This is a genomic window from Blautia sp. AF14-40, assembly GCF_003479665.1.
Classification (GTDB): Bacteria; Bacillota; Clostridia; order Lachnospirales; family Lachnospiraceae; genus Fusicatenibacter; species Fusicatenibacter saccharivorans.
On sequence record NZ_QUHK01000011.1, the window covers coordinates 1 to 23,606 of the forward strand.

At 48.2% G+C, this 23,606-nt stretch carries 19 protein-coding genes and 2 tRNA genes; 16 read left to right on the forward strand and 5 right to left on the reverse strand.

Features of this window, described 5'->3' with window-relative positions:
- Nucleotides 1–111 precede the first annotated feature (111 nt).
- The 3 genes from DWW13_RS18985 to DWW13_RS09600 are packed head-to-tail and all read right to left on the reverse strand — an operon-like array spanning nucleotide 112 to nucleotide 1,543.
- Nucleotides 112–498 carry a hypothetical protein gene (locus DWW13_RS18985; protein WP_173815339.1) on the reverse strand — a complete coding sequence of 129 codons (387 nt, stop codon included), beginning with the start codon at nucleotides 496–498 and terminating at the stop codon, nucleotides 112–114.
- 39 nt (nucleotides 499–537) lie between these two features.
- Nucleotides 538–708 (reverse strand): hypothetical protein, encoded by a 171-nt coding sequence (locus DWW13_RS18990; protein ID WP_199674844.1) that lies wholly within the window; start codon nucleotides 706–708, stop codon nucleotides 538–540.
- A gap of 31 nt (nucleotides 709–739) precedes the next feature.
- Complete coding sequence (locus DWW13_RS09600; protein ID WP_118719971.1) at nucleotides 740–1,543, reverse strand: nucleoside phosphorylase; 804 nt, start codon at nucleotides 1,541–1,543, stop codon at nucleotides 740–742.
- A 704-nt stretch (nucleotides 1,544–2,247) separates the two neighbouring features.
- On the opposite strand from DWW13_RS09600, the gene DWW13_RS09605 reads away from it, so the two are divergent.
- From DWW13_RS09605 to DWW13_RS09665, 13 genes are all read left to right on the forward strand, one after another.
- Nucleotides 2,248–2,451, forward strand: coding sequence for a hypothetical protein (locus DWW13_RS09605; RefSeq protein WP_147398322.1), 204 nt, complete (start codon nucleotides 2,248–2,250; stop codon nucleotides 2,449–2,451).
- Nucleotides 2,451–3,365: an ABC transporter ATP-binding protein gene (locus DWW13_RS09610; RefSeq protein WP_118719975.1), complete on the forward strand. Its 915-nt coding sequence runs from the start codon at nucleotides 2,451–2,453 to the stop codon at nucleotides 3,363–3,365. Before DWW13_RS09605 ends, DWW13_RS09610 begins: the two co-directional genes overlap by 1 nt.
- Entirely contained in the window at nucleotides 3,362–4,261 is a 900-nt protein-coding gene (locus DWW13_RS09615; RefSeq protein ID WP_055228231.1) for an ABC transporter permease, read from the forward strand. Before DWW13_RS09610 ends, DWW13_RS09615 begins: the two co-directional genes overlap by 4 nt.
- 31 nt (nucleotides 4,262–4,292) lie before the next feature.
- Nucleotides 4,293–5,123, forward strand: coding sequence for an aldehyde dehydrogenase family protein (locus tag DWW13_RS19375; protein WP_118719977.1), 831 nt, complete (start codon nucleotides 4,293–4,295; stop codon nucleotides 5,121–5,123).
- A 111-nt stretch (nucleotides 5,124–5,234) separates the two neighbouring features.
- Nucleotides 5,235–5,307, forward strand: a tRNA-Val gene (locus DWW13_RS09625).
- A 33-nt stretch (nucleotides 5,308–5,340) separates the two neighbouring features.
- Nucleotides 5,341–5,414: transfer RNA gene (locus DWW13_RS09630), tRNA-Met, on the forward strand.
- 114 nt (nucleotides 5,415–5,528) lie between these two features.
- Nucleotides 5,529–6,662, forward strand: a complete 1,134-nt coding sequence (locus DWW13_RS09635) for an exonuclease SbcCD subunit D (protein ID WP_055228284.1) — start codon at nucleotides 5,529–5,531, stop codon at nucleotides 6,660–6,662.
- Nucleotides 6,659–10,600 carry an AAA family ATPase gene (locus DWW13_RS09640; protein WP_055228236.1) on the forward strand — a complete coding sequence of 1,314 codons (3,942 nt, stop codon included), beginning with the start codon at nucleotides 6,659–6,661 and terminating at the stop codon, nucleotides 10,598–10,600. The genes DWW13_RS09635 and DWW13_RS09640 overlap by 4 nt, the downstream gene beginning before the upstream one ends.
- A 145-nt stretch (nucleotides 10,601–10,745) precedes the next feature.
- A complete protein-coding gene (gene queA / locus DWW13_RS09645) occupies nucleotides 10,746–11,771 on the forward strand; it encodes a tRNA preQ1(34) S-adenosylmethionine ribosyltransferase-isomerase QueA (protein WP_055228237.1) in 1,026 nt (341 codons plus the stop codon).
- Nucleotides 11,772–11,999: 228 nt separating this feature from the next.
- Nucleotides 12,000–12,674 (forward strand): phosphatase PAP2 family protein, encoded by a 675-nt coding sequence (locus DWW13_RS09650; protein ID WP_243026097.1) that lies wholly within the window; start codon nucleotides 12,000–12,002, stop codon nucleotides 12,672–12,674.
- Entirely contained in the window at nucleotides 12,664–13,725 is a 1,062-nt protein-coding gene (locus DWW13_RS09655; RefSeq protein ID WP_118601547.1) for a lysylphosphatidylglycerol synthase transmembrane domain-containing protein, read from the forward strand. The genes DWW13_RS09650 and DWW13_RS09655 overlap by 11 nt, the downstream gene beginning before the upstream one ends.
- Nucleotides 13,709–14,344 carry a CDP-alcohol phosphatidyltransferase family protein gene (locus tag DWW13_RS09660; protein WP_022461413.1) on the forward strand — a complete coding sequence of 212 codons (636 nt, stop codon included), beginning with the start codon at nucleotides 13,709–13,711 and terminating at the stop codon, nucleotides 14,342–14,344. Before DWW13_RS09655 ends, DWW13_RS09660 begins: the two co-directional genes overlap by 17 nt.
- A complete protein-coding gene (locus DWW13_RS09665; protein ID WP_243001889.1) occupies nucleotides 14,341–15,252 on the forward strand; it encodes a phosphatidylserine decarboxylase in 912 nt (303 codons plus the stop codon). The genes DWW13_RS09660 and DWW13_RS09665 overlap by 4 nt, the downstream gene beginning before the upstream one ends.
- A gap of 61 nt (nucleotides 15,253–15,313) precedes the next feature.
- Here the strand turns inward: DWW13_RS09665 and aroA are convergent, their stop codons facing one another.
- Nucleotides 15,314–16,597, reverse strand: a complete 1,284-nt coding sequence (gene aroA, locus DWW13_RS09670) for a 3-phosphoshikimate 1-carboxyvinyltransferase (protein WP_118601548.1) — start codon at nucleotides 16,595–16,597, stop codon at nucleotides 15,314–15,316.
- A gap of 34 nt (nucleotides 16,598–16,631) precedes the next feature.
- Nucleotides 16,632–17,744, reverse strand: coding sequence for a prephenate dehydrogenase (locus DWW13_RS09675; protein WP_055265977.1), 1,113 nt, complete (start codon nucleotides 17,742–17,744; stop codon nucleotides 16,632–16,634).
- Between the two features lie 398 nt (nucleotides 17,745–18,142).
- Here DWW13_RS09675 and DWW13_RS09680 point away from each other — a divergent pair, with 398 nt between their 5' ends.
- The 3 genes from DWW13_RS09680 (at nucleotide 18,143) to DWW13_RS09690 (ending at nucleotide 23,530) form a co-directional block, all read left to right on the forward strand.
- Entirely contained in the window at nucleotides 18,143–20,233 is a 2,091-nt protein-coding gene (locus DWW13_RS09680; RefSeq protein WP_022461417.1) for an elongation factor G, read from the forward strand.
- A gap of 233 nt (nucleotides 20,234–20,466) precedes the next feature.
- Entirely contained in the window at nucleotides 20,467–22,872 is a 2,406-nt protein-coding gene (gene leuS, locus DWW13_RS09685; RefSeq protein WP_022461418.1) for a leucine--tRNA ligase, read from the forward strand.
- Nucleotides 22,873–22,966: 94 nt separating this feature from the next.
- Nucleotides 22,967–23,530, forward strand: coding sequence for a TIGR01440 family protein (locus DWW13_RS09690; RefSeq protein ID WP_118719981.1), 564 nt, complete (start codon nucleotides 22,967–22,969; stop codon nucleotides 23,528–23,530).
- Nucleotides 23,531–23,606 lie beyond the last annotated feature (76 nt).

The window sequence follows — 23,606 nt, forward strand, 5'->3', positions numbered from 1 at the left end:
AGCAGAGGTTCATGAATTAGTGGAATACAATTGACAGGAGGACCAAAATATGACAATGCGAGAGTGCTATGAAGCTATTGGAGGAAACTATGAAGCTGTCCTGGGACGCCTTCACAGCGAAGTGTTACCAAACCGGATTTTCAGCTCTCCTGGTACGCCCTTTTCTTTTGCCTCCAGGACACCGCCCGTGATCATCAGCTTGATCAGATCAACATTTTCCCGCTTTGCTTCTTCTACGTGAGCAACTGCAGCATCGATGTTTTCTGCGGCAATTGCAACAGAACCCGCCATATGACCGCCCGGTACAGAAATTCCTTCGTTTGCCGCAAGGATTCTCGGGCCGATTTTCTTTCCGGCCGCAATTCCATCCCGCAGCCGTGTATCAAACGTGCCAAGACCGCCTACGGTTCGGATGGTAGTGACGCCGCTTAGCAGCTCTGTTTTTGCAAAGCCTGCCACCGTGCGGTAGGCAGTGGCACGGGAAAGCCCGGTGCTCATCAGGGTTTTGACCAGTTTTTCATTGTCCCGCTGTTTTTTCTACGGTTTTCCGTTTCCGGCAAGGTGCACATGCATGTTAATAAGTCCCGGCATGATGTACTTTCCGGCAAGATCTACTTCCGTATAACCCGAAAGATCAGAACCATCCGGGACAAGGCCGGTGATTTTTTCTCCATCCGTGAGAAGGATAAGGCCAGTCTGTACCTGCATTTCTTTGGTGCCGTCTAAGATTTTTCTATTTTTATAGGCATATTTTATCGCTATTTCCTTCTTTCTGCCAGCGTTCGCTTTGCAGTGCTATTTCGAGCGCTATGGCTGCAATTCTGTCTTTTTCTTCCAGTTTATCACAGTTGTGGAGACTTCTGATATCCCATTCTTCTGCATCCAGATTGTCTGCTGCGTAAAAGAACTGGATCAGATTCCTGTCTCGAAACTGAGCCACGGCTGCATTTGCAGAGCACTCCATATCAACGCAGATACAGCCCTGCATTTTTCTGCGCTTTACTTTTTCCACGGTTTCCCGGTAAAAAGCATCGGTAGTCCATACTTTTCCAACCGTATAGGTTACGTGCATTTTATCCAGAAGTCTGGTTAACATTTCCATATGTTTTTGATTCACCCGGATTTCGTCTGACGGGGGCATATAGTGATAGCTTGTCCCCTCATCCCGAACAGCTGCGTTTGGAATAATAATGGAACAATCTGCAATACTGCCATCTAAAACACCGCAGGTTCCAAATATAACAACGGTCTGCACTCCCATCTGGTAGACGTCCTCAAGCATTCCCACACTTGTCGGGGCACCGACATCAATCATGAAAAGGGAAAGTTCACTGCCTTTATATTTGGCACGGTAGATTGGCTTTTTACCATTTGCGGTACTCGTCTCTGCGATGATTTCTGCCTGAAGTTCCGCAACGATTCGCTCGAATGTTATGTGAGAATAACAGGCGATCGCTGTTTTGGGAATCTGATCGATTTCTTTGATCAGATCCCATGGATTAATTACTGCGGTTTTGGATGGATCGAATTCGTCTAAAAGCATGGGGCTCCTTTCTGGCTTTTTGTGTTTTATTATATATTTTTGTGTGGAGTTTGTCTATGGTTGTTGAGAGAAAATCAGTACAGAACAGAAAGTCAATCATGTAGTATATAATAGCCATTGGATGAGGTAATGGTAAACAGCACCAGCCGCAACTGTGGCAAGCTCTGCAGTCCAGAATGCATACAAGAAGTGTGTAAGATCAGGTGTTACCTCCCAAAACAGCATTCTGCTTGCGGCAAAAATAACAATAAGGAAAAACGAAATATATGGTTTTATTGCCGATAATGTGATATACTAATTTAATTTGCAGGAAGTTTACAGTAGGTGGGAAGGATAATTTGCCGCCTGACAAATATGGTACAATGTGAATGGTTATGAACAATCATTTCAGAAAGGACAGATATGATATATATTACAGGTGATACACATGGCAGATTTGAAGTATTAGGATAAGCGGGAATTCATGACGTGGAGTTTCAAGTGATTAAAAAATTTATGAAAATGAATAAGTGGAAAGTTTCATGTCCATTGACATGGCTTTCCACTTATTTTTATGAATTCCTATGCGCCAGACGAGCAGACAACAGAAATTGGCATCTTACCCGCGAATTTCTGCATTTCACATCATGCAGACTGGACGAATGCTGTAAAATCATATATAAAAGAAATAGGAATAACTGGGGGTGAGATGGATGAAATGTGAGGTGGAACAGATTGATCCAAAGCAGGAAGAACATGTTATGGTATATTGCCACAACAGGGAAGCATCCTGGGTGCAGAATGTTCGGGAAGCTGTATTTGGACAAACATCGGTATGTGGATATAAAAATCACGTTTTGTATCAATTGAAATTGTCTGATATTTTTTGTGTGGAACAGCAAAGAAATCAAAGGAGAGGGCAGGCGTAATGGAAACAGATATGATTAAAATCACTCATTTAAAGAAAAGCTTTGGTGATGTAAAAGCAGTCAATGATCTGAGTTTTCAGGTGAAAAAAGGAGAGCTCTTTGCATTCCTTGGTGTAAACGGGGCAGGGAAGAGCACAACGATTTCGATCATCTGCGGGCAGCTTCGCAAAGACAGCGGAACGGTTCAGATCCAGGGCACAGATCTGGATAAGATCGGAAGGAAAGTTGGAACAATGCTTGGCGTGGTATTTCAGGACAGTGTGCTGGACAAGCCACTTACCGTCAGGGAAAATCTGAAAAACAGAGCAGCGCTTTATGGAATAACAGGAAAAGCGTTTGAAAAAAGATTGCGGGAACTAGTGGAGATTTTTGATTTCGGAGATTATCTGAACCGGCCGGTCGGAAAACTGTCCGGCGGACAGAGAAGAAGAATTGATATTGCAAGAGCCTTGCTGCATCGGCCCGAACTTCTGATTTTAGATGAACCAACGACAGGACTTGACCCACAGACGCGGCTTTTGATCTGGGATATCATTGAAAAACTTCGAATGGAAGAAAAGCTGACAGTTTTTCTGACTACGCACTACATGGAAGAAGCTGCAAATGCCGGTTATGTGGTGATTCTGGATAAAGGAAGCATCGTGGCAGAAGGAACTCCTTTTGAGCTGAAAAATGAGTATGTGCAGGACACTATGTCTGTTTATGGTGTGACAGAAGAAGAAATCAAAACACTGGGCAGAGAGTATAAAAAGATCCGGGATGGCTATCAGTTAAAAGTAAAAAATACCGCAGAGGCTACCCGGCTGATCGTGGAACATCAGGAAATATTCCGTGATTATGAAGTGGTAAAGGGCAGAATGGATGATGTATTTCTTGCTGTAACAGGAAAAACATTGGGAGGTGAGCACAGATGAAGGCAGTATTTGCACTTATAAGTCGAAACAGAAAATTGTTTTTTAAAGACAGAGGAATGTTTTTTTCAGCTTTAATTACTCCGGGAATTCTGATTTTGCTGTATGCTACATTTCTGGCAAACGTATACAGAGATTCCTTTGTGTCCGCGATCCCGGACATGATTACAATCTCAGACAAACTGATCGATGGAACGGTGGCCGCACAGCTTGCCGCGGCTCTTCTGGCAGTCAGCTGTGTGACTGTGACATTCTGCGTGAATCTTACGATGGTACAGGACCGGGCAAACGGAACAAGGAAAGATTTTAATGTATCGCCAATCAGCAAAGCACAGCTTTATCTTGGGTATTTTTTATCTACTGTAGTCAATTCCCTGCTGGTGAATGGGCTTGCGCTTGTATTATGCCTTGGCTATATGTACAAAATGGGCTGGTATATGAGCGCTGTAGATGTACTCTGGGTTCTTCTCGATGAAATTTTACTGGTACTCTTTGGAAGCACGTTGTCAAGCATCGTCAGTTTTCCACTGACAACCCAGGGTCAGTTATCCGCAGTAGGAACGATCGTAAGTGCCGGGTATGGATTTTTATGCGGAGCTTACATGCCGATTTCAAATTTCGGCAGCGGCCTGCAGAAAGTACTGTCGTATCTGCCAAGTACCTACGGAACTTCCCTGCTGAAAAATCATATGCTCCGTGGAATCTTCGAAGAGATGGAGAACAATCAGCTGCCAGAAGAAATGATTACTGCGATTCGTGATACACTGGATTGTAACCCGAAGTTCCAGGGGTCTGTAGTAAGTGTAAATCAGATGGTGATGCTTATGGTGGGATGTGTTGTGGTATTTGGAATTATTTTTTTGTGCATGACAGCTCTTCCGGAGAAAGATGGGAAGTAAATATATCCTTCGACTATAGAATGAATAAAAAATGAGAAAAGAGACAGTTATGAATATTGCAGAAAGAGAGATCGATGACCCGGAAAAAGAGGGCGTTATACTCGAATATGTAAAGTTTACGAAAGAATTTGCAGAAATAAAAGAGTATGTAAGAAGCAAAGGGGAATCTATCCGGGGATACACAGAAAAGAAAGAATGTGTTTCCATAAGAACAGAAGATATTTTATATTTCGAGGCAGTGCAAAACAAGGTGTTTGCTTATACGTCAAATAAGTTTTATGAAATTAAAAGCAGACTGTATCAGTTGGAAGAGAAAATAACAAGAAAATGTATGAAGCGTGCATCAAAGACAACGATTGTAAATGCGGATCGTATTGTTTCGGTTCGTACCGCATTAAATGGGCGTTTGTATGTGCGGATGGAGGCTTTGAGCAGATTGGAAATGGCCTTGCAAAAACAGGAGCAGATCCTCTGCAAAGCGCTGCATACGGATCTTGGAAAGAGCAAGACGGAGAGTGTGATGTGTGAGATTGGACTGGTGCAGGGGGAAATCCGCTGGATGAAGCAGCACTTAGGGCGGCTTTGCAGAACAAAACATGTCAGAACACCGCTGGCGCAGTTCGCTGCAAAAAGTTATCGAAGCCCTTCTCCTTATGGCAATGTGCTGATTATGAGCCCGTGGAATTACCCTGTTCTGCTGACGTTAGAACCGCTGGTAGATGCCATTGCGGCAGGAAATACTGCGGTGGTAAAGCCAAGTGCTTATGCACCGGTCAGTGCAAATGCCCTGAAAGATCTGTTAGAAGAATGGATAGTTAAAGACAGCGTATGCCGGAAGGACATGAAATCGCTGGTATTGTAGAAACAAAAGAAAAAATTTGAAAAATTTCAAAAAATATCGTTGACAAACAGAACAAAGCGTGCTAATATACATATTGTCAGCAGGACGTAAGAACTGCTAGAAAACAAATATGGGGTCTTAGCTCAGCTGGGAGAGCATCTGCCTTACAAGCAGAGGGTCATAGGTTCGAGCCCTATAGGCCCCATATTTTATGAAAAACGGTGTTGAAAATGAATATGGCGAGATAGCTCAGTTGGCTAGAGCACGCGGTTCATACCCGCGGTGTCGAGGGTTCGAATCCCCCTCTCGCTACGAAAGAGAGAGCTCCTGCGAAAGCAGGGGTTTTTGTTGTTTTACGTTCGGAGGGGGCTGCCAGTGGCGGGCCCGGCAGATTACAATACCATGGAAAATGACAGGGAGGCGCTTATGAAATTATTCCACTTATCCGATCTCCACATCGGAAAGCGAGTCAATGAATTTTCGATGATCGAGGATCAGAAGTACATTTTGTCGCAGATTCTGCATGCTGCAAAAAGAGAGAGACCAGATGGCGTACTGCTTTCCGGAGATATTTACGACAGTACGATTCCAAGTGCAGAAGCGGTTCAGGTTTTTGACGCGTTTCTGACAGAGCTTTCCACCAATCGGATTCCCACTTTTATCATCAGTGGAAACCATGATTCCGCCGAGCGTCTGGCATTTGGATCCAGCCTGATGGGAAAAAGCGGGATCTATTTTTCAAAGGTATACAATGGAACGATAGAGAAAATTCCGCTGCAGGATGCGTATGGCACGGTGTGGATTCATCTGCTTCCGTTTTTACGGCCTGCGGTGGTGCGCCATGCCCTGCCGGAGCGTGCGGAAGAAGTAATGTGTACAGCGGATGCAGTTCGGATTGCACTGGAACAGGATCTGGTTGATGAACAGGATCGAAATGTGATTCTGGCCCACCAGTTCGTAACCGGGGCAAAACGATGTGATGCAGAAGAACTGCAGGTTGGCGACTTGGATCAGATTCCGGCAGAATTGTTTGAAAAATTTGATTATGCTGCACTGGGGCACATCCACAGCCCACAGAAGGTGGAAAGAGATACGGTTCGCTATTGCGGTTCGCCGCTGAAATATTCTTTTTCGGAAGCAGGACAGGAAAAAACGATTACGGTGATCGAATTAAAAGAAAAAGGAACGGTGGAGCTTAGAACAATTCCATTAAAGCCCTTGCACGATCTCAGGAAAATCCGGGGGACGTATCTGGAAGTCACGGCAAAAACATTTTATGAGAACAGCGACTGCGAGGATTACCTTCTGGTGACGTTGACGGATGAAGAAGATGTGCCGGATGGAATGGCAAAACTCCGAACGATCTATCCGAACCTGATGCGCCTGGAGTACGATAACAAAAGAACCCGATCTGCTGCAGACATTGGCACGGCGGAACGAGTGGAGGAAAAATCAGAACTGGAACTGTTCCGGGAATTTTATGAATTACAGAATAATCAGAGCATGACCGCACAGCAGAAAGCGCTGGTGGAAGAATTGTTACGGGGGATGAAGGCATGAAACCAAAGAAATTAGTCATCAGTGCATTCGGACCGTATGCGGACCGGATGGAACTTGATTTTGACCGGCTTGGCGGCGGTCTGTATCTGATTACGGGGGACACCGGCGCGGGAAAAACAACGATTTTTGATGCCATCACGTTTGCGCTTTACGGGGAAGCGAGCGGTGAAATCCGGAAAGGCGAAATGTTCCGCAGTAAGTATGCAAAACCGGAGGTGCGTACCTTCGTAGAGCTTACGTTTACGTATCAGGGAAAGGACTATACGGTAAAGAGAAACCCGGAATATCTGCGCCCGAAGGACCGCGGACAGGGCATGACGATGGAGAAAGCGAATGCAGAACTGATTTTTCCGGATGAGCGGCAGCCGGTTACGAAAACTTCGGAAGTGACAAAGAAAGTGACAGAACTTCTCGGGCTGGATCAGCGTCAGTTCCGACAGATTGCGATGATTGCGCAGGGAGATTTCCAGAAGCTTCTGCTGACAGGAACAGCGGATCGGAGTGAAATTTTCCGGAAAATGTTTCACACAGAGATTTATCAGGAGCTGCAGAAGCGTCTGCGGGAAGCAGCAAAGGAGCGCTGGAAAATATACGATGAAAAGAAACGCAGCATCAGCCAGTATCTGGACAATGTTGTCTGCCCGGAAGAGGCAGAATGGAAAAAAGAGTTTGACCGGCTGAAGAAAAATAAATTCGACGGCCAGGTTATGCGCGGTATGGAACTGCTTGCACGCTGCATCGAATGGGACGATGAGAAATTAAAGGCGCTGCAAGACGAGCAGAGTACGCTAAATGAAGAGATCGAAAAGAAAAACCAGCTTTTGGGAAAAATAAAAGAGCGACAGACGAGACAAAAAGAGAAAGAGCAGAAAGAAAAAGAATGGGAGACTCTGCTTCCGAAGGAAGAAGAAAAGAAAAAGAGAAGTGAGCAGGCAGAGAAAGAGGCAGAGATTTGTAAGCAGTTGGAAGAGCGGATTCGGGAAGAAAAAGTGTGTCTGGAACTGCTGCGAAAAGTGCAGCAGGAGCAAAGTGCAATGACACAGCTGCAAAAGGAACTGCAGGCAGCAACAGAAGCAAAAGAACAGCTTCAGACAGAGCAGGAGCGTGCAAAAAAAGTCCTGGAACAGAAGAAAGCACGGGAAGAACGTCTCTCTGATGCGGAGGTGAAACTTGCACGGACGGAACAAAAAGAAGCGTATGCCGCAGAGCAGATACAGCAGATGGAAGCATACTGCGAGACAATTGCAGGCGCAGTCAAAGAGGAAACGGCAAACAAAGAAGAGGAAAGCGTTCTTTGTAAAAAAATAAAAGAAACAGAGGAGACAGCGGCCAGGGCAGCCGAAGAGGCAGAAAGGCTGGCCGGGCAGGATCAGGTCTGCGAAAAACTGCTGGATGAAAAGAAAAATCTGGAACAGAAAATCCACACTTTAGAAGAAACGAAAAAACAGCTGGAGAGAACGACGGCTGAAAGGACGCAGATTGCGGCGCAGGTGACACAACTGCGAAAGGAAGAAGAGAACTTACAGGCGGATATCGCGACAACGGCAGAACATCTGGCCGAAAGAGACGGAGCCGCGCTGCTGCAGGAAAAATACCACCAGAAGCTGGAAACGCTGGAAAATCTGCTGGAAAGCTGGGAGCAGGGACGCAAAGAACTGGAAGAAAAGCAAGGTGCATACCAGCGTGAAATCAAAAAGAGAGATGCTTTACGGGAAACATATCAGGCGATGGAATCTTTATTTCTGGATGCACAGGCGGGAATTCTGGCAGAAAAACTGACAGAGGGAGAACCATGCCCGGTCTGCGGCGCTATTCATCATCCGCAGCCTGCCAGACGAGCAGAACATACGCCAGATAAAGAAACGCTGGATCACAAGAAAGAAGAACTTCGGATGCAGGAGGAAGCAGCTGCGGGACAAAGCGAGGCTGCGGGCAGCTGCCGCAGACAGGTAAAGGAAAAACGTGCACAGCTAACGGAATGGCTGTTAAGAGAACTGCCCGAGAGTCAGAAAGAACACGAACAGAAGCGACTTTCACAGATGCCGGATGTTTTATTTCAACAGGAAGCGGTCGAGAAGGCAGAGCAGCTTCGGAAGGAAGAAGAAACACAGAAAGTACGTCAGATGGAATATGCGGAACTGGAAAAAAGACAGACAGAACGGCAGAAAAGACTGGAAAGCATAAAAAAGACCATTGCAGCGGAACAGACACAGCTTGGCCGGGCAGAAGGAACCAAAAGAGCACTGGAAGAACAGTTGGAAAAAGAAATTGCGGAGGCGCAAAAAACGACTGCTTTTATGGAGAAAAAGAATCCTGCGCAAAGAAAGGGTCCGGGGGAGAGCGAGGACAGAAAATCCCTGGCTGATCAGATTGCCCAGGTGATTTCCTTCCGGAAAAACAGACAGAAACAGTGTGAGGGAGAGATTGCTGCCACGCGGGCAAAGGTGAGCCGCCGTGCAGAATGTATCGCACGGCAGAAAAAAGCGGAAGCTGAGCGGAAAGAGGATCATGAGCGGCTGCAGAAGGTGCGGAGCCGTCTTGAAGTACTGCAAAGCGATCGGAAGAGATGGAAGGAACAAGAAGAGAAACTTCTGGAAAATCTGGAAGAGCAGAGAGCGATCTGGGCAGAACAGGATCAGCAGAAAACAGGAGCGAAATCCGAAGGCAAGCCTAGAGAAGGGAAGGAGCAGCTGAAGGATCTGGTAAGTGCAGAAACGGTGAAAAAACAGATAAATGAATTTACGGGATCGGAAATCGCAGAAAAACTTGCAGATGCAGAAAGAGAACTGTGGATTCGGTCTGTATGGGAACAGCACTGGCTGAAACAAAAGCGAAAAGAACTGACAGAACAGAAACAATGTATTCTTGCAGAACAGGAGGAACTGAAAAAGATCCGACAGGAAATCCAGGAGGAAACACAGAAAACGGAGCAAAGAGAACAGGAAATTCGCAAAAAAGAGCTGCGGGAAACGGAACAAAAGGCTGAAAGAAAAGCACTGCTGGAAAGGATCCGGGAAAAAGAGGCGCAGCTTGCGGGAAAAGAAGAAACAGAACTTCTGGAACATATTGCAGCCTGGGAAGCACAGAAAGAACGGCTGGAAGAAGCACAGAAAACAGCAAAAGAGGAACTGGATGCCATACAGAAAAAACTGATGGAAGTACAGGCGGCGCTTACGGCGATTCAGGCGTTAGAAACAGCGGATTCACAGGAACAGCCACTCCCGTCAGAAATAGAATTACAGGAAGATTTAAGGGGACTTTCCGAACAGAAACAGGTTCTGGATCAGCGTTATAACGAGCAGTATCACGCGGCAAATACGAATCAGAACACATATGATGCCATTCGGAATCAGCAAAGTCAGATGCAGACCGTGGAAGAAGAGTACAAATGGGTCAATGCGCTTGCGGATACCGCATGTGGAAATGTGAGCGGAAAGCAAAAGATTGAACTGGAAACGTATGTGCAGATGGCGTATTTTGACCGGATTCTGCGAAAAGCCAATGTGCGTTTCCTGACGATGAGCCAGGGACAGTATGAGCTGAAACGGCAGGAAGACGGCACGAATAAGAAAGAAAAAGCCGGATTGGAACTGAATGTGATTGACCATTATAACGGAACGGAGCGGAGTGTCCGCACGCTCTCCGGCGGCGAATCGTTTCAGGCATCGCTTTCGCTGGCACTTGGCCTGTCAGATGAAATTCAGTCGTATGCAGGAGGAATCCGGTTAGATTCCATGTTTGTGGACGAAGGTTTTGGTTCTCTCGATGAAGAGTCCCTGAATCAGGCGGTGAAAGCACTGGAAGGTCTGGCGGATGGAAACTGTCTGGTCGGAATTATTTCTCATGTGCCCAAGTTAAAAGAGCGGATTGAGAAAAAAATCATTGTGACGAAAAATCGAAGCCGGGATGGTGTAGGAAGCCGGGCAGTGATCGAGTAGACCACACAGGAGATGATTGGGATTCGAGAGAATTCCTTGTCAGAAAGTACGGAAAATGCTATAATGGATCCGTTGGGCAAAAAAAGTTGAATGAACAGAGCAAATCCGGCGAATCATGCCGGCTGCCATAGAATGGAGGAAACAAATGAAAACATCAGATTTTTATTATGATCTGCCAAAAGAACTGATTGCACAGGATCCGCTGGAAGACCGCAGCGCTTCCCGCCTGATGCATCTGGATAAAACGACAGGTGAATATAAGCATGGTCATTTCCGTGATATTCTGCAGTATCTGAAACCAGGCGACTGTCTGGTTATCAATGATACGAAGGTAATTCCGGCACGTCTTTATGGTTCCAAGGTCGGAACGGATGCGGCAATTGAGATTCTTCTTTTAAAGAGAAAAGAAAATGACATCTGGGAAACGCTGGTAAAACCGGGCAAAAAATGTAAGGTCGGCACGGTGATCTCCTTCGGCGACGGCATTCTGACCGGAGAGGTTGTAGATATTGTCGATGAGGGAAACCGTCTGATCCAGTTCCATTACGACGGCATTTTCGAGGAGATCCTCGACCAGCTTGGCGAGATGCCGCTGCCGCCGTATATCACACACAAACTGCAGGACAAGAACCGCTACCAGACGGTATACGCGAAACACGAGGGAAGCGCAGCCGCTCCGACCGCAGGACTGCACTTTACAAAAGAGCTTCTGCAGCAGGTACAGGATGCCGGTGTAAAGATCGCCCATGTAACCCTGCATGTCGGCCTTGGCACCTTCCGTCCGGTGAAAGTGGAGGATGTCACCCAGCATCACATGCACTCTGAGTTCTATGTGGTAGAAGAAGATCAGGCAAAACTGATCAACGATACGAAAGCAGCAGGCGGCCGTGTGATCGCAGTCGGAACAACGAGCTGCCGTACTCTGGAGTCGGCAACCGGCGAGGACGGCATTTTAAAAGCCGGAAGCGGCTGGACCGAGATCTTTATCTATCCGGGTTACCGCTTCAAGATGATCGACGGACTGATCACCAATTTCCATCTGCCGGAGTCCACACTGGTGATGCTGGTATCGGCACTGGCTGGAAAAGAGCATATTATGGCAGCTTATGAAGAGGCTGTAAGAGAAAAATACCGCTTTTTCTCCTTCGGCGATGCCATGATGATTGAATAAAAAATTCGTTTATGACAAAAATACGATGCTGAAAGAAAACGACCATATAGGAACACCCGTGAAGCCCTATATGGTCGTTTTTTTCTCTGCGAATCTTCTAAATCTTTCTTTTTCCCTGCCGAAAAACAGAAGATTTTATTAAGGTTTCTGAAAACGAGCGGAACTGGGTTGTGTCAGGGAATGTTTTTGCGTATACTGATACGTGTTTGAGACAAGGGAGGACGGATTTTGAAGAGAGACGAGAGAAGAAAGTTTCCATGCTATGGTATCCTGCCGCTAATTCTGACGCTGACAGCGAATTTTATCGCTTATTTTGGAACGCGGCCGTTTACCAGTTCGTGGAAACATTACAATATAGAAACGGTGCTGGACCAGCAGATCCCGGTGATCCCGTGGACGATCGTGATTTATTTTGGCTGTTATCTGGTCTGGATTGTAAATTATCTGATTGCCGCAAGCAGAGAGAAAGAATTTGTCTGGCGGTTCTTTGCAGCAGATGTTCTGGCGCGGCTTGTCTGTATGGCATTTTATCTGCTGCTGCCGACAACGAACGTAAGGCCGTCGATCCCGGAACAGGGATTCTGGAATCAGATGCTTGCCTTGCTCTACCAGATGGATGCGGCGGACAATTTGTTCCCATCGATTCACTGCCTGAACAGCTGGTTCTGCTATATCGCAGTCCGCAGCAGACGGGAGATTCCGCGCTGGTATCAGCGGTTCTCTTTCTGGGCGGCACTTGCCGTGTTTGTCTCTACGCTGACAACAAAGCAGCATGTGATTGCAGATGTGATTGGCGGAGCGCTTCTGGCAGAAGTGACGTGGCAGATCGCGGGACGCACGCATCTTGGTACATGGTATGGCATGATATTGGAACGAAGGAGGTGGAAACGCCGTGCAGAGTAAGAAAAAAATGATCGTGAATACCGTTTTTCTCGTTGTGATTTTTGCGTTGACGATATACGGTGTTTTCCACGGCGAAGACCTTGGCGCAATGATGGAAGCAATGCGGCGGGCAGATGTGCGGTGGCTGTTGCCGGGACTGTTCTGTGTCGTGTTTTTTATCTGGGGAGAATCGATCATCATCTGGTACATGATGCATTCCTTCCAGATTCCGGTGAAGAAGCGGACATGTTTTCTGTTTTCTTCCGTCGGATTCTTTTTCAGCTGTATCACACCGTCCGCAAGCGGCGGCCAGCCGATGCAGCTTTACTATATGAAAAAGGAGAAAATATCTCTTCCGGTATCAACGGTGATTCTGATGATCGTCACGATCACCTACAAAGCGGTGCTGGTCGTGGTGGGACTTGGGCTTGTTCTGTTCGGACAGGGCTTCCTGCACCGGTATCTGACGGAAATCCTTCCGGTTTTCTATCTGGGAATCGGTCTGAATGTCTTCTGTGTCACAGCCATGCTTATTCTGGTTTTTCATCCGGCGCTTGCGCGGACAATTCTGGTTTTGGGACTGAAAATCGTGGAAAAACTGCATTTGATGAAACGAAAAGAAAGCCGCCTGAAAAAACTGGAAGCTTCCATGGAAGTCTACCAGAATACGGCAGCGTATCTTGGCACCCACAAAATGGTGCTGGTCAATGTCCTTGCGATTACCTTTGCACAGAGGTTTGCTTTATTTGCAGCAACATGGTTTGTATACCACGCCTTCCATTTATCAGGCATTTCCTTTATCACCATTGTGCTGCTGCAGGCGGTCATTTCCGTATCGGTTGACATGCTGCCGCTTCCGGGAGGAATGGGAATCAGCGAGACACTGTTCCTGAAAATTTTCCCGCCGGTCTTTGGAAGCACGCTGCTTCTTCCGGCAATGGTGCTTTCCAGAGGGCTCGGCTACTACGGGGAACTGCTGGTGAGTGCAGTCTTTACCATCGTCGCACAGCTTACGATCGGGAATACGAAAAGAGAAAAAAGAGGGGGAACTACATATGATAGGGTTCTATGATTATACCGTAATATTAACATATATCAGCTTTGCATCGTCCATCAGCGGCATTTTTCTTGCAACGCGGGGGCACTTTAACTGGGCGATTTTTTGTCTTGCTTTTTCCGGACTGTGCGATATGTTCGATGGAAAAATTGCGCGGACGAAGAAAAACAGGACCGAAGATGAAAAGCGGTTCGGCATTCAGATCGATTCGCTCTGCGATGTGGTTTGTTTCGGCGTCTTTCCGATCGTGCTCTGCTATGAGCTTGGCATGACACATTTTTACAGCATTCCGATTCTTATTTTCTACGGTCTTGCGGGCGTGATCCGTCTGGGATATTTTAACGTGATGGAAGAGAAGCGTCAGAATGAAACTTCGGAGAACCGGAAATATTACCAGGGACTGCCGATTACCTCGATGTCAGTAGCTTTGCCGCTGCTGTTCGTCTTTGCACCGCTCTGCCGCGGATACTTTCTGATCTGGCTGCATCTGCTGGTGCTGGCGGTCGGCGTTTTGTTTATCACGGATTTCCGCTTCCGCAAGCCGACGAATAAAGAGCTTGCTGTGCTGGTAGCGGTCGTTGGAGTGGCTGTGCTCCGCGGACTTCTGATCTGGAAGGGAGGAAGAACGATTTGAGACTCTGCGCTTATCCTTACCGAAAACAGGGGAAAAATCATCCAAAGCTTGATCTGATCCGCGAGGAAAATGATCTGCAGGACCGTTTTCTGCACATGATGTACAGCCATGCCGCCGGAAGAGCCGCGATGCAGCCGCTGGTTCAGTCATTTGTATCTCGTGCGGCAGGCTGCTTTCTGGACAGCCGCTTATCGGTGCCGCTGGTTGCACCGTTTGTAAAGAAAAATCATATTTCACTGAAGGAATGTACCGCAAAGCAGTTTATCTCGTTCAATGATTTCTTTGTGCGGAAGCTGAAAATGGATGCACGTCCGTTTTCCAATGCGCCGCAGGATTTTATCAGCCCGTGTGATGCGCGGCTTACGGTTTATCCGATTCATGAGAACGGGAAGTTTGAGATCAAGAACACAGAATATACGCTGGAACAGCTTCTGCGCGACCGGAAGCTGGCAAAACGGTATGAGGGCGGAACGTTATTTCTGTTTCGGCTTTCCGTGGACGATTATCACCGGTATCTCTTTGTGGATGACGGCGTCTGTTCGACGGAACGGCGGATTGAGGGTGTGCTCCACACGGTCAATCCGGCGGCGAATGATTTTTGCCCGATCTATAAAGAAAATACGAGAACCTACACGCTGCTGCAGTCCGCAAATTTCGGCACACTGCTGCAGATGGAGGTCGGCGCGATGATGGTCGGAAAGATTGTCAATGAAAATGCCGGAGCGGCGAGACGTGTACAGCGCGGCGAAGAGAAAGGCTATTTTGCCTTCGGTGGTTCGACAGTGATCGTTCTGGCACAGAAGGGAAGCGCAGTGCCGGAAAAACGGATCTGGAATTATTCGCGGCTTGGAATCGAAACGCGGGTACGGCAGGGAGAAACGGTTGGGACGGCCGGAAGAACAGGGTAAAAGCAAAAAAATGGATTGTGAGGAAATGATCTTCACAATCCATTTTTTGTTTAAACGTTTTTTATGCCTGCAGCCGTGCCAGATCCTGGTAGAATGTCGGATACGAGATATCCACACAGCCGGCGCGCAGGATTTCCGTCGGTGTCTCTGCGGCAAGCGAAGCGATTGCAAACGACATCGCAATGCGGTGGTCGAGGCGGCTGTCGATTTGGGCGCCGTGGAACGGTTTTCCGCCCTCAATGATCATGCCGTCGTCCGTGCCTTCCAGGGAAACACCCATCGCGGTGAGTTCGTTTACCATGATATCAAGACGGTTCGATTCTTTGACTTTCAGCTCCTCCGCATTCCGGATCACGGTTGTACCGTTCGCTGTGGCGGCAAGAACCGCGATGATCGGGATTTCATCGATCAGGGTCGGGATCAGTTCGCCCTCGATGACGGTGCCGGAAAGAGACGGCGTATAGCGCACGAGAAGGTCTGCAACCGGTTCTCCGCCGGAGTTCTGCTCATTCAGAAGTGTGATGTCAGCACCCATGGCGCGGCAGACGCGGAGCATACCGTCGCGGGTCGGGTTGATGCCGACATTTTTCAGGAGCACCTCAGAGCCTGGAACCATCAGCGCGGCGGCGATGAAGTAGGCGGCGGAGGAAATATCTCCCGGCACACGGACGAGATTTCCATGGAGATCCGGGTCCGGCAGAACCGATGCGGTCAGCCCTTCGGAGGCAACGTCGGCGCCGAAGAATTTCAGCATCAGCTCCGTATGGTTTCTGGAAAGAGCCGGTTCGGTAACGCTTGTTTTTCCGTCAGCATACAGTCCGGCAAGCAGGACACACGATTTGACCTGTGCGGATGCGACCGGCGAAAGATAGGAGATGGCGTGGAGCGGATGGCCGTTGATCGCAAGCGGCGCGCAGCCGTTTTCCGGAATACTGCGGATGGAAGCGCCCATCTGGGTCAGCGGATTGATGATGCGTCCCATCGGCCGTTTCTGAATGGAAGCGTCACCGGTCAGTGTACTGGAAAAGTTCTGGCCGGCAAGAATGCCGGAGATCAGGCGTGCCGTTGTTCCGCTGTTTCCGCAGTCGAGAACGGCGGACGGAGCCGAAAGCCCGTGCAGGCCTTTTCCATGAACGAGAATGCGCTCCGGCGTGTTCTCGATCTCAATGCCCATACTGCGGAAGCAGGAGATGGTGGAGAGACAGTCGGCACCCTGTAAAAAGTTTGTGACTTCTGTGGTTCCCTCTGAAATGGCACCGAACATGACGGCGCGGTGGGAAATGGATTTATCGCCCGGCACGGAGATTTCTCCGCGCAGAGGACGTACTGCTTTCTGGAACTGCATAACGTAACTTCCTCCTGTCAAGATATACGCGCTTTTAATTGCGGATATGAATGGTATAGCCATGGTCTTTTAAGACCTTCCGGGCAAGAATGCCTGCCTGCTCTTCATAAAATTCAATGCGGAGAGCACCCTCTTCGAACTCGCGGTTATGCGTAATGCCGATATTTTTAATACTGATCTGGTTGATGGCAAGAATTGTTGTAACGGCTGCGATTCCGCCGGCTTCATCGAGCAGGTCGCAGTAAACGACGTATTCTTTCTTTGTCGGTCCATAGGAAGAATCTTCCATGGAATTCCGGTATTCGCGGGAACTCTCAAACATATTGTAGAGCTCGTGGCCTTTTTTGTTGTCAACCAGGTATTTTGCCTGGACGAGAAGGCGGATATAGGAATCCAGCACATTCGAGAGCTGCTTCTGGTTTGAGAGACAGATCTGCTGCCATACCTCCGGGGAGGAGGAAGCGATGCGGGTGATGTCCTTGAAGCCGCCTGCAGCAACGGTTTTCATCTGCTCTTCCGGTGTGTCCAGGGATGCGAGCGCATTGACCAGGGTAGCGGCAACGATATGCGGCAGATGACTGACACCTGCGGTGATGTAGTCGTGCTCTTCGTATGTTAAAACCATCGGGATCGCCTTTAAGGACTGGACAAGATCAACGAAAGCGGAAACTGTCGCGATCTCAACATCTGGTCCGGGTGTAATCATATAGTAAGCATTTTCCAGCAGGTAATCGGTGGCGCTGGAATATCCCGTCTTTTCGGAGCCTGCCATCGGATGGCCGCCGATAAACTGGTGCGTCATGCCGAGGGTCTCAACCGCCTGATGGATTTCTCCTTTTACACTTCCGACGTCTGTGATGATACAGCCCGGTTTTGCGATGCCTTTCACGAATGGAAGATAGGAGATGTTGGTGCTGACAGGAGCACATAAGAAGATATAGTCACAGTCGGCAAAGCGGTCGTCCCGTTCTTCCAGCGCGATATCAATCACGCCTTCCTGAATTGCCTCTTCGATCGTCGCTTTGGTGCGGCAGTAGGCCATCAGTTTATACTCCGGGTGAACCTTTCTGAGGGTTTTTGCAATGGAGCCGCCGATGAGGCCAAGGCCGATAAAGCCGATACAGATTTTTTCGGATGTATCACACATAATTCAAGTAGTCCTTTCTGACAATTTTCGTAGGTAAATCGTATAAAAGACATTGTAAAGCATCTGAAATCAAATGTCAAAGATTTCTTGCTTTAAAGTGACAAAGTATTTTTGAAAGGCAGCAATCTTGCTTGTTTTGCAAAATCCGGCAGATTCCACAGAAAAGCCAGACAGAAAAGCGGAAGAAAGGCAGAATAACCAGCTAAAATACATATAAAATTTAAAAATTCAGAAATATATTGTGAAATATGAATAATATACTTGCAAAAAAGCAAAAACTTTAGTAGAATAGTGACTATGATAAGAGGAGCGGAAGACGTGAATCTTGATAAAAAGCAGAAAGGCGAATAAGAGCGGCCTTGCAATCTGCAAATTTACTTACATGGGAGGTATTACATATGGACGTTTTTAGAACTGACCGAATCAGAAATGTGGTGCTGCTGGGGCACAGCGGCTCCGGAAAGACAAGTCTGACCGAAGCTATGGCTTATCTTTCCGGTATGACAAACCGTCTCGGAAAAGTGACGGACGGAAATACCGTCAGCGATTTTGACAAAGAAGAAATCAAGCGTAAATGCTCTATTTCCACAACGCTTGTCCCGGTCGTATGGGGAAAAAATAAGATCAATGTTCTGGATACTCCTGGAATGTTTGATTTCGTAGGAGAAGCACAGGAAGCCGCTTCCGCAGCAGATGCCGCTGTAATCGTGGTATCCGGAAAGGCCGGCGTGCAGGTCGGAACCCAGAAAGCATGGGAACTCTGCGAGAAATACAATCTTCCGCGTATGATCTTCGTAACGGAAATGGATCAGGACGATGTCAGCTACCGAGAAGTCGTTGAGCAGCTCACCGAACTGTACGGAAAACGAATCGCACCGCTTCATATGCCTCTGCGTGAAAACGGTAAATTTGTAGGATATATCAATATTGTAAAGAACAAAGGCCGCAGATATATCGAAAAAGATAAAAAAGAAGAATGCCCGATTCCGGATTACTCCGTAGAATATCTGGAGAAGTACCGTGAAACCCTGATGGAATCTGTGGCAGAAACAAGTGAAGAGTTTATGGACCGCTACTTTGGCGGAGAAGAGTTCTCGGTAGCAGAGATTTCCGCAGCGCTTGCCATGAACGTAGGAGACGGCACCATCGTTCCGGTATGCATGGGCTCCCCGGTCAATCTGCAGGGCGTATCGAACCTTCTGGATGATATCTGCGGATACTTCCCGGATCCGTCCACCCGTCCGTGTGCCGGCATCAATCTCAATACGAACGAAATTTTCGAGGCAAATTACGACTTCGCGAAACCGAAGAGCGCGACCATTTTCAAGACGATCGTGGATCCGTTCCTTGGAAAATATTCAATGATTAAGGTTTGCTCCGGCGTTATTAAAAGCGATGATGTGCTCTATAATGTAGATCAGGAATCCGAAGAAAAACTGAGCAAGCTGTACGTGCTCGAAGGCTCCAAGCCGATCGAAGTACCGGAGCTTCATGCAGGAGATATCGGTGCCATCGCAAAACTCGGCGATGCAAGAACCGGCGATTCCCTTGCGACAAAGAACAATCAGGTCCGCTACGGAAAACCGGATGTTTCGACTCCGTACACCGCAAAACGATATAAACCGAAGAACAAAGCCGATGTAGATAAGATCTCCCAGGCCTTTGCCAAGATGATGCAGGAAGACCTGACTATGAAGGCAGTCAATGATTCTGCAAACCATCAGACATTGCTGTACGGCATGGGCGACCAGCACATCGATATTATCGTCAGCAAGCTGCTGGAGCGCTACAAAGTAGAAGTAGAGCTGTCCCGTCCGAAGGTAGCCTTCCGCGAGACGATCCGCAAAAATTCGGATGTAGAAGCAAAATACAAAAAACAGTCCGGCGGCCACGGCCAGTACGGTCATGTAAAAATGCGCTTCTCCGCTTCCGGAGATCTCGAGAAACCATACGTTTTCGAGCAGGAAGTTGTCGGCGGCGCCGTTCCGAAGAACTACTTCCCGGCTGTTGAAAAAGGTATCCAGGAAGCCGTACAGAAAGGCCCTCTGGCTGCTTATCCGGTAGTCGGCGTCAAAGCCGTTCTGTATGATGGTTCTTATCATCCGGTAGACTCCTCCGAGATGGCATTCAAGACCGCAGCGATCCAGGCGTTCAAGAAAGGCTTTATGGAAGCATCCCCGGTTCTCCTTGAGCCGATCGTTTCGATGAAGATCACTGTAGACGATAAATACACCGGCGATATCATGGGCGATCTCAACAAACGCCGCGGCCGTGTGCTCGGCATGAATCCGGATCACAAGGGCCATACGATTATCGAGGCTGATGTTCCGGAACTTGAGATCTACGGATACGGCACAACACTCCGCTCCATGACAGGCGGAAGCGGTGATTTCTCCTATGAGTTTGCGAGATATGAGCAGGCTCCGTCCGATATCCAGGCAAAAGAGATTGAGGCAAGAGCTTCGAAGGTTGAAAAAGCAGAAGAATAAAGCTTTATAAAATAGTGTGATAAAACAGAGAAAATCCGGTTTCGGGAGCAGAATTCGCCCGGAAACCGGATTTTTCTGCGGTTTTTGAAGAAAAACGGAGGATATAGGAAAAAATAAATTGTAAAAACAGGGAAAGAGTGATAGAATACAGCTATATGTTCAAATGTGCATGCTGTCCTAGGCGGCGGTGTGAGAAAAAAGAACTTTGAACTTGAACATGCAGGAGGTTACCTATGAGTAAAAGATATGAGCCACAGGACATTGAAAAAAAGTGGCAGAAGATCTGGCAGGATGAAAAAGCCTTTGCCGCCACAGATGATTATACAAAACCGAAATACTACGCACTCGTTGAATTTCCGTATCCGTCAGGACAGGGACTTCACGTAGGCCATCCGCGTCCGTACACTGCACTGGACATTGTAGCCAGAAAGCGCAGAATGCAGGGTTACAACGTTCTGTATCCGATGGGCTGGGATGCATTTGGTCTTCCAACGGAGAACTATGCGATCAAAAACCACATTCATCCGAAGATCGTTACCAAAAACAACGTACATCACTTCAAAGACCAGCTTCAGTCTCTTGGATATTCCTTCGACTGGGACAGAGAGATCAACACGACGGATCCGGAATACTATCACTGGACCCAGTGGATTTTCCTGAAACTTTTCAAAGCCGGACTGGCATATAAAAAAGAAATGCCGATCAACTGGTGTACTTCCTGTAAGGTAGGTCTTGCAAACGAGGAAGTTGTAAACGGCGTGTGCGAGCGCTGCGGAAGCCCGGTTGTCCGCAAAGTAAAGAGCGAGTGGATGCTGAAGATTACCGAGTATGCAGACAAGCTGATCGACGGTCTGGACGGCGTTGACTATATTGAGCGTGTCAAAACTTCCCAGAAAAACTGGATCGGACGTTCCCACGGAGCGGAGGTTGATTTCTCCCTGAAAGATAAACCGGAGAAGCTGACTATCTACACCACACGCCCGGATACCCTGTTCGGTGTTACGTACATGGTACTCTCCCCGGAGCATCCGTACATCGACCAGTACAAAGATGAGATCAAGAACTGGGATGAGGTCTGCGCATACCGTGAGATGGCAGCCAGAAAATCCGATTTCGAGCGTTCCGAGCTTGCAAAAGACAAGACCGGTGTCATGATCGACGGACTTTCCGCAGTCAACCCGGTTAATGGAAAAGAGATCCCGATCTGGATTTCCGACTATGTACTGATGAGCTACGGCACCGGCGCCATCATGGCAGTACCGGCACACGATGAGCGTGACTGGGAGTTCGCAAAGAAATTCAACATGCCGATCATCGAGGTTGTTGCAGGCGGCGACGTACAGAACGAAGTTTACACCGACGTTGCAGAGGGAACTCTTGTCAACTCCGGTTTCCTGAACGGACTTTCCGTTGCGGAAGCAAAAAAGAAAATTCTTGAGTGGCTCGAAGAGAACCACGTTGGAAAAGCAAAAACAAACTATAAGCTGCGTGACTGGGTATTCTCCCGTCAGCGTTACTGGGGTGAGCCAATTCCGATCGTACACTGCGACAAATGCGGTTACGTTCCGGTTCCGGAAGAATCCCTTCCGCTGGAGCTGCCGGATGTAGAGAGCTACATGCCGACCGATAACGGCGAGTCTCCGCTGGCTGCCATGACAGACTGGGTCAACACCACCTGCCCGTGCTGCGGAGGACCTGCAAAACGTGAGACCGATACCATGCCGCAGTGGGCTGGTTCTTCCTGGTATTACATCCGCTATACCGATCCGAAGAACAAAGAGGCTCTGGCAAGCAAAGAAGCTATGAAATACTGGCTGCCGGTTGACTGGTACAACGGAGGAATGGAGCACACCACCCTTCACCTTCTGTATTCCCGTTTCTGGCATAAATTCCTGTACGATCAGGGCGTAGTTACCTGCCCGGAACCGTATCAGAAACGTACTTCCCACGGAATGATCCTCGGCGAGAACGGCGAGAAGATGAGTAAATCCCGTGGAAACGTTGTCAACCCGGATGATATCGTAGCTGAGTTCGGTGCAGATACCCTGCGTACGTACGAGATGTTCATCGGTGCCTTCGACTTAAGTGCATCCTGGTCTCAGGAAGGCGTAAAAGGATGCCGTCGTTTCCTCGAGCGTGTATGGAAACTGCAGGACAGCTTGGTAGACGGAGATTCCTACTCCAAAGAGCTGGAGTCCAAAATGCACCAGACCATCAAGAAAGTATCCAGCGACTATGAGTCCCTGAAATACAACACAGCGATCGCAGCCATGATGACCCTGGTCAACGAGTTCTACAAAGCCGGAAAAGTAACGAGAAAAGAGTTCGAAACCCTTCTGATCCTGCTGAATCCGGTTGCACCGCATATGACCGAGGAACTGTGGGCAGACCTTGGATACGAAGGCCGTCTGTATCAGACCGCATGGCCGGAGTTTGACGAGGAGAAGACCGTAGAGGCAGTAGCCGAGATCGCTGTTCAGATCAACGGCAAAATGCGCGGAACGATCAAAATCGCCAAAGATGCAGATAAAGAGACCGCAATCGCCGCTGCAAAAGAGGCAGTTGCAGACAAACTGACCGGAAATATCGTAAAAGAAATTTACGTACCGGGAAGAATTGTGAATATCGTTCAGAAATAATAATTATGTAAGCTGAAGAAAGGAGGCTGATTCTTGGAAAAAGAGTCAGTCTCCTTTTGCATAAATATTGCTGTTTAGCAAGGAGGGATACAAAATGGATCTTGAAACAATCAGACAGGAAGTACGTGCCGTCGCAGAGGAGCTGATTACGACGGCGCAGATGAAACCGGGACAGATTCTGGTAGTGGGATGTTCTTCGAGTGAAATTCACAACAGTAAGCTCGGAACGGATTCCAGCCAGGAGATCGGGCAGGCGGTGTTTGAGGCGCTGTATGCGTGTACGAAGGAGCACGGGCTGTATCTGGCGGCGCAGTGCTGTGAGCATCTGAACCGCGCGGTTGTTCTGGAGCGTGCGGCGGCAGAAAAATACGGTTACGAGCCGGTCTGCGCGGTACCGTGGCTGCATGGCGGCGGATCGTTTGCGATGGCGGCATACTATGGATTGGAGGACGCTGTCACCGTAGAGCGTGTGCAGGCGCATGCAGGTATTGATATCGGTGATGTGCTGATCGGCATGCAGCTGAAGGCAGTAGCCGTTCCGGTCCGGGTATCGCAGAAAACGATCGGAGATGCGCACGTTGTCTGCGCGCGGACAAGACCGAAATACATCGGCGGCGAGCGGACGCATTACGCGGAAGATCCGGAGATGAGAAAGTAAGAAACTGTGATTGGTAAATCAAAAAATGCCGTACAGGCGGAGAAAAATTTCCAACGCTGTACGGCATTTTTGATGT

Excerpts from the sequence above, each read along its gene's own strand:
- DWW13_RS09635 (WP_055228284.1), top strand. The coding sequence starts at position 5,529 with ATGAAATTATTCCACTTATCCGATCTCCACATCGGAAAGCGAGTCAAT.
- DWW13_RS18985 (WP_173815339.1), bottom strand. The coding sequence starts at position 498 with ATGAGCACCGGGCTTTCCCGTGCCACTGCCTACCGCACGGTGGCAGGC.
- DWW13_RS09610 (WP_118719975.1), top strand. The coding sequence starts at position 2,451 with ATGGAAACAGATATGATTAAAATCACTCATTTAAAGAAAAGCTTTGGT.
- DWW13_RS09680 (WP_022461417.1), top strand. The coding sequence starts at position 18,143 with ATGGACGTTTTTAGAACTGACCGAATCAGAAATGTGGTGCTGCTGGGG.
- DWW13_RS18990 (WP_199674844.1), bottom strand. The coding sequence starts at position 708 with ATGCAGGTACAGACTGGCCTTATCCTTCTCACGGATGGAGAAAAAATC.
- DWW13_RS09690 (WP_118719981.1), top strand. The coding sequence starts at position 22,967 with ATGGATCTTGAAACAATCAGACAGGAAGTACGTGCCGTCGCAGAGGAG.
- aroA (WP_118601548.1), bottom strand. The coding sequence starts at position 16,597 with ATGCAGTTCCAGAAAGCAGTACGTCCTCTGCGCGGAGAAATCTCCGTG.
- queA (WP_055228237.1), top strand. The coding sequence starts at position 10,746 with ATGAAAACATCAGATTTTTATTATGATCTGCCAAAAGAACTGATTGCA.
- DWW13_RS09615 (WP_055228231.1), top strand. The coding sequence starts at position 3,362 with ATGAAGGCAGTATTTGCACTTATAAGTCGAAACAGAAAATTGTTTTTT.
- leuS (WP_022461418.1), top strand. The coding sequence starts at position 20,467 with ATGAGTAAAAGATATGAGCCACAGGACATTGAAAAAAAGTGGCAGAAG.
- DWW13_RS19375 (WP_118719977.1), top strand. The coding sequence starts at position 4,293 with ATGAGAAAAGAGACAGTTATGAATATTGCAGAAAGAGAGATCGATGAC.
- DWW13_RS09675 (WP_055265977.1), bottom strand. The coding sequence starts at position 17,744 with ATGTGTGATACATCCGAAAAAATCTGTATCGGCTTTATCGGCCTTGGC.
- DWW13_RS09600 (WP_118719971.1), bottom strand. The coding sequence starts at position 1,543 with ATGCTTTTAGACGAATTCGATCCATCCAAAACCGCAGTAATTAATCCA.
- DWW13_RS09640 (WP_055228236.1), top strand. The coding sequence starts at position 6,659 with ATGAAACCAAAGAAATTAGTCATCAGTGCATTCGGACCGTATGCGGAC.
- DWW13_RS09660 (WP_022461413.1), top strand. The coding sequence starts at position 13,709 with ATGATAGGGTTCTATGATTATACCGTAATATTAACATATATCAGCTTT.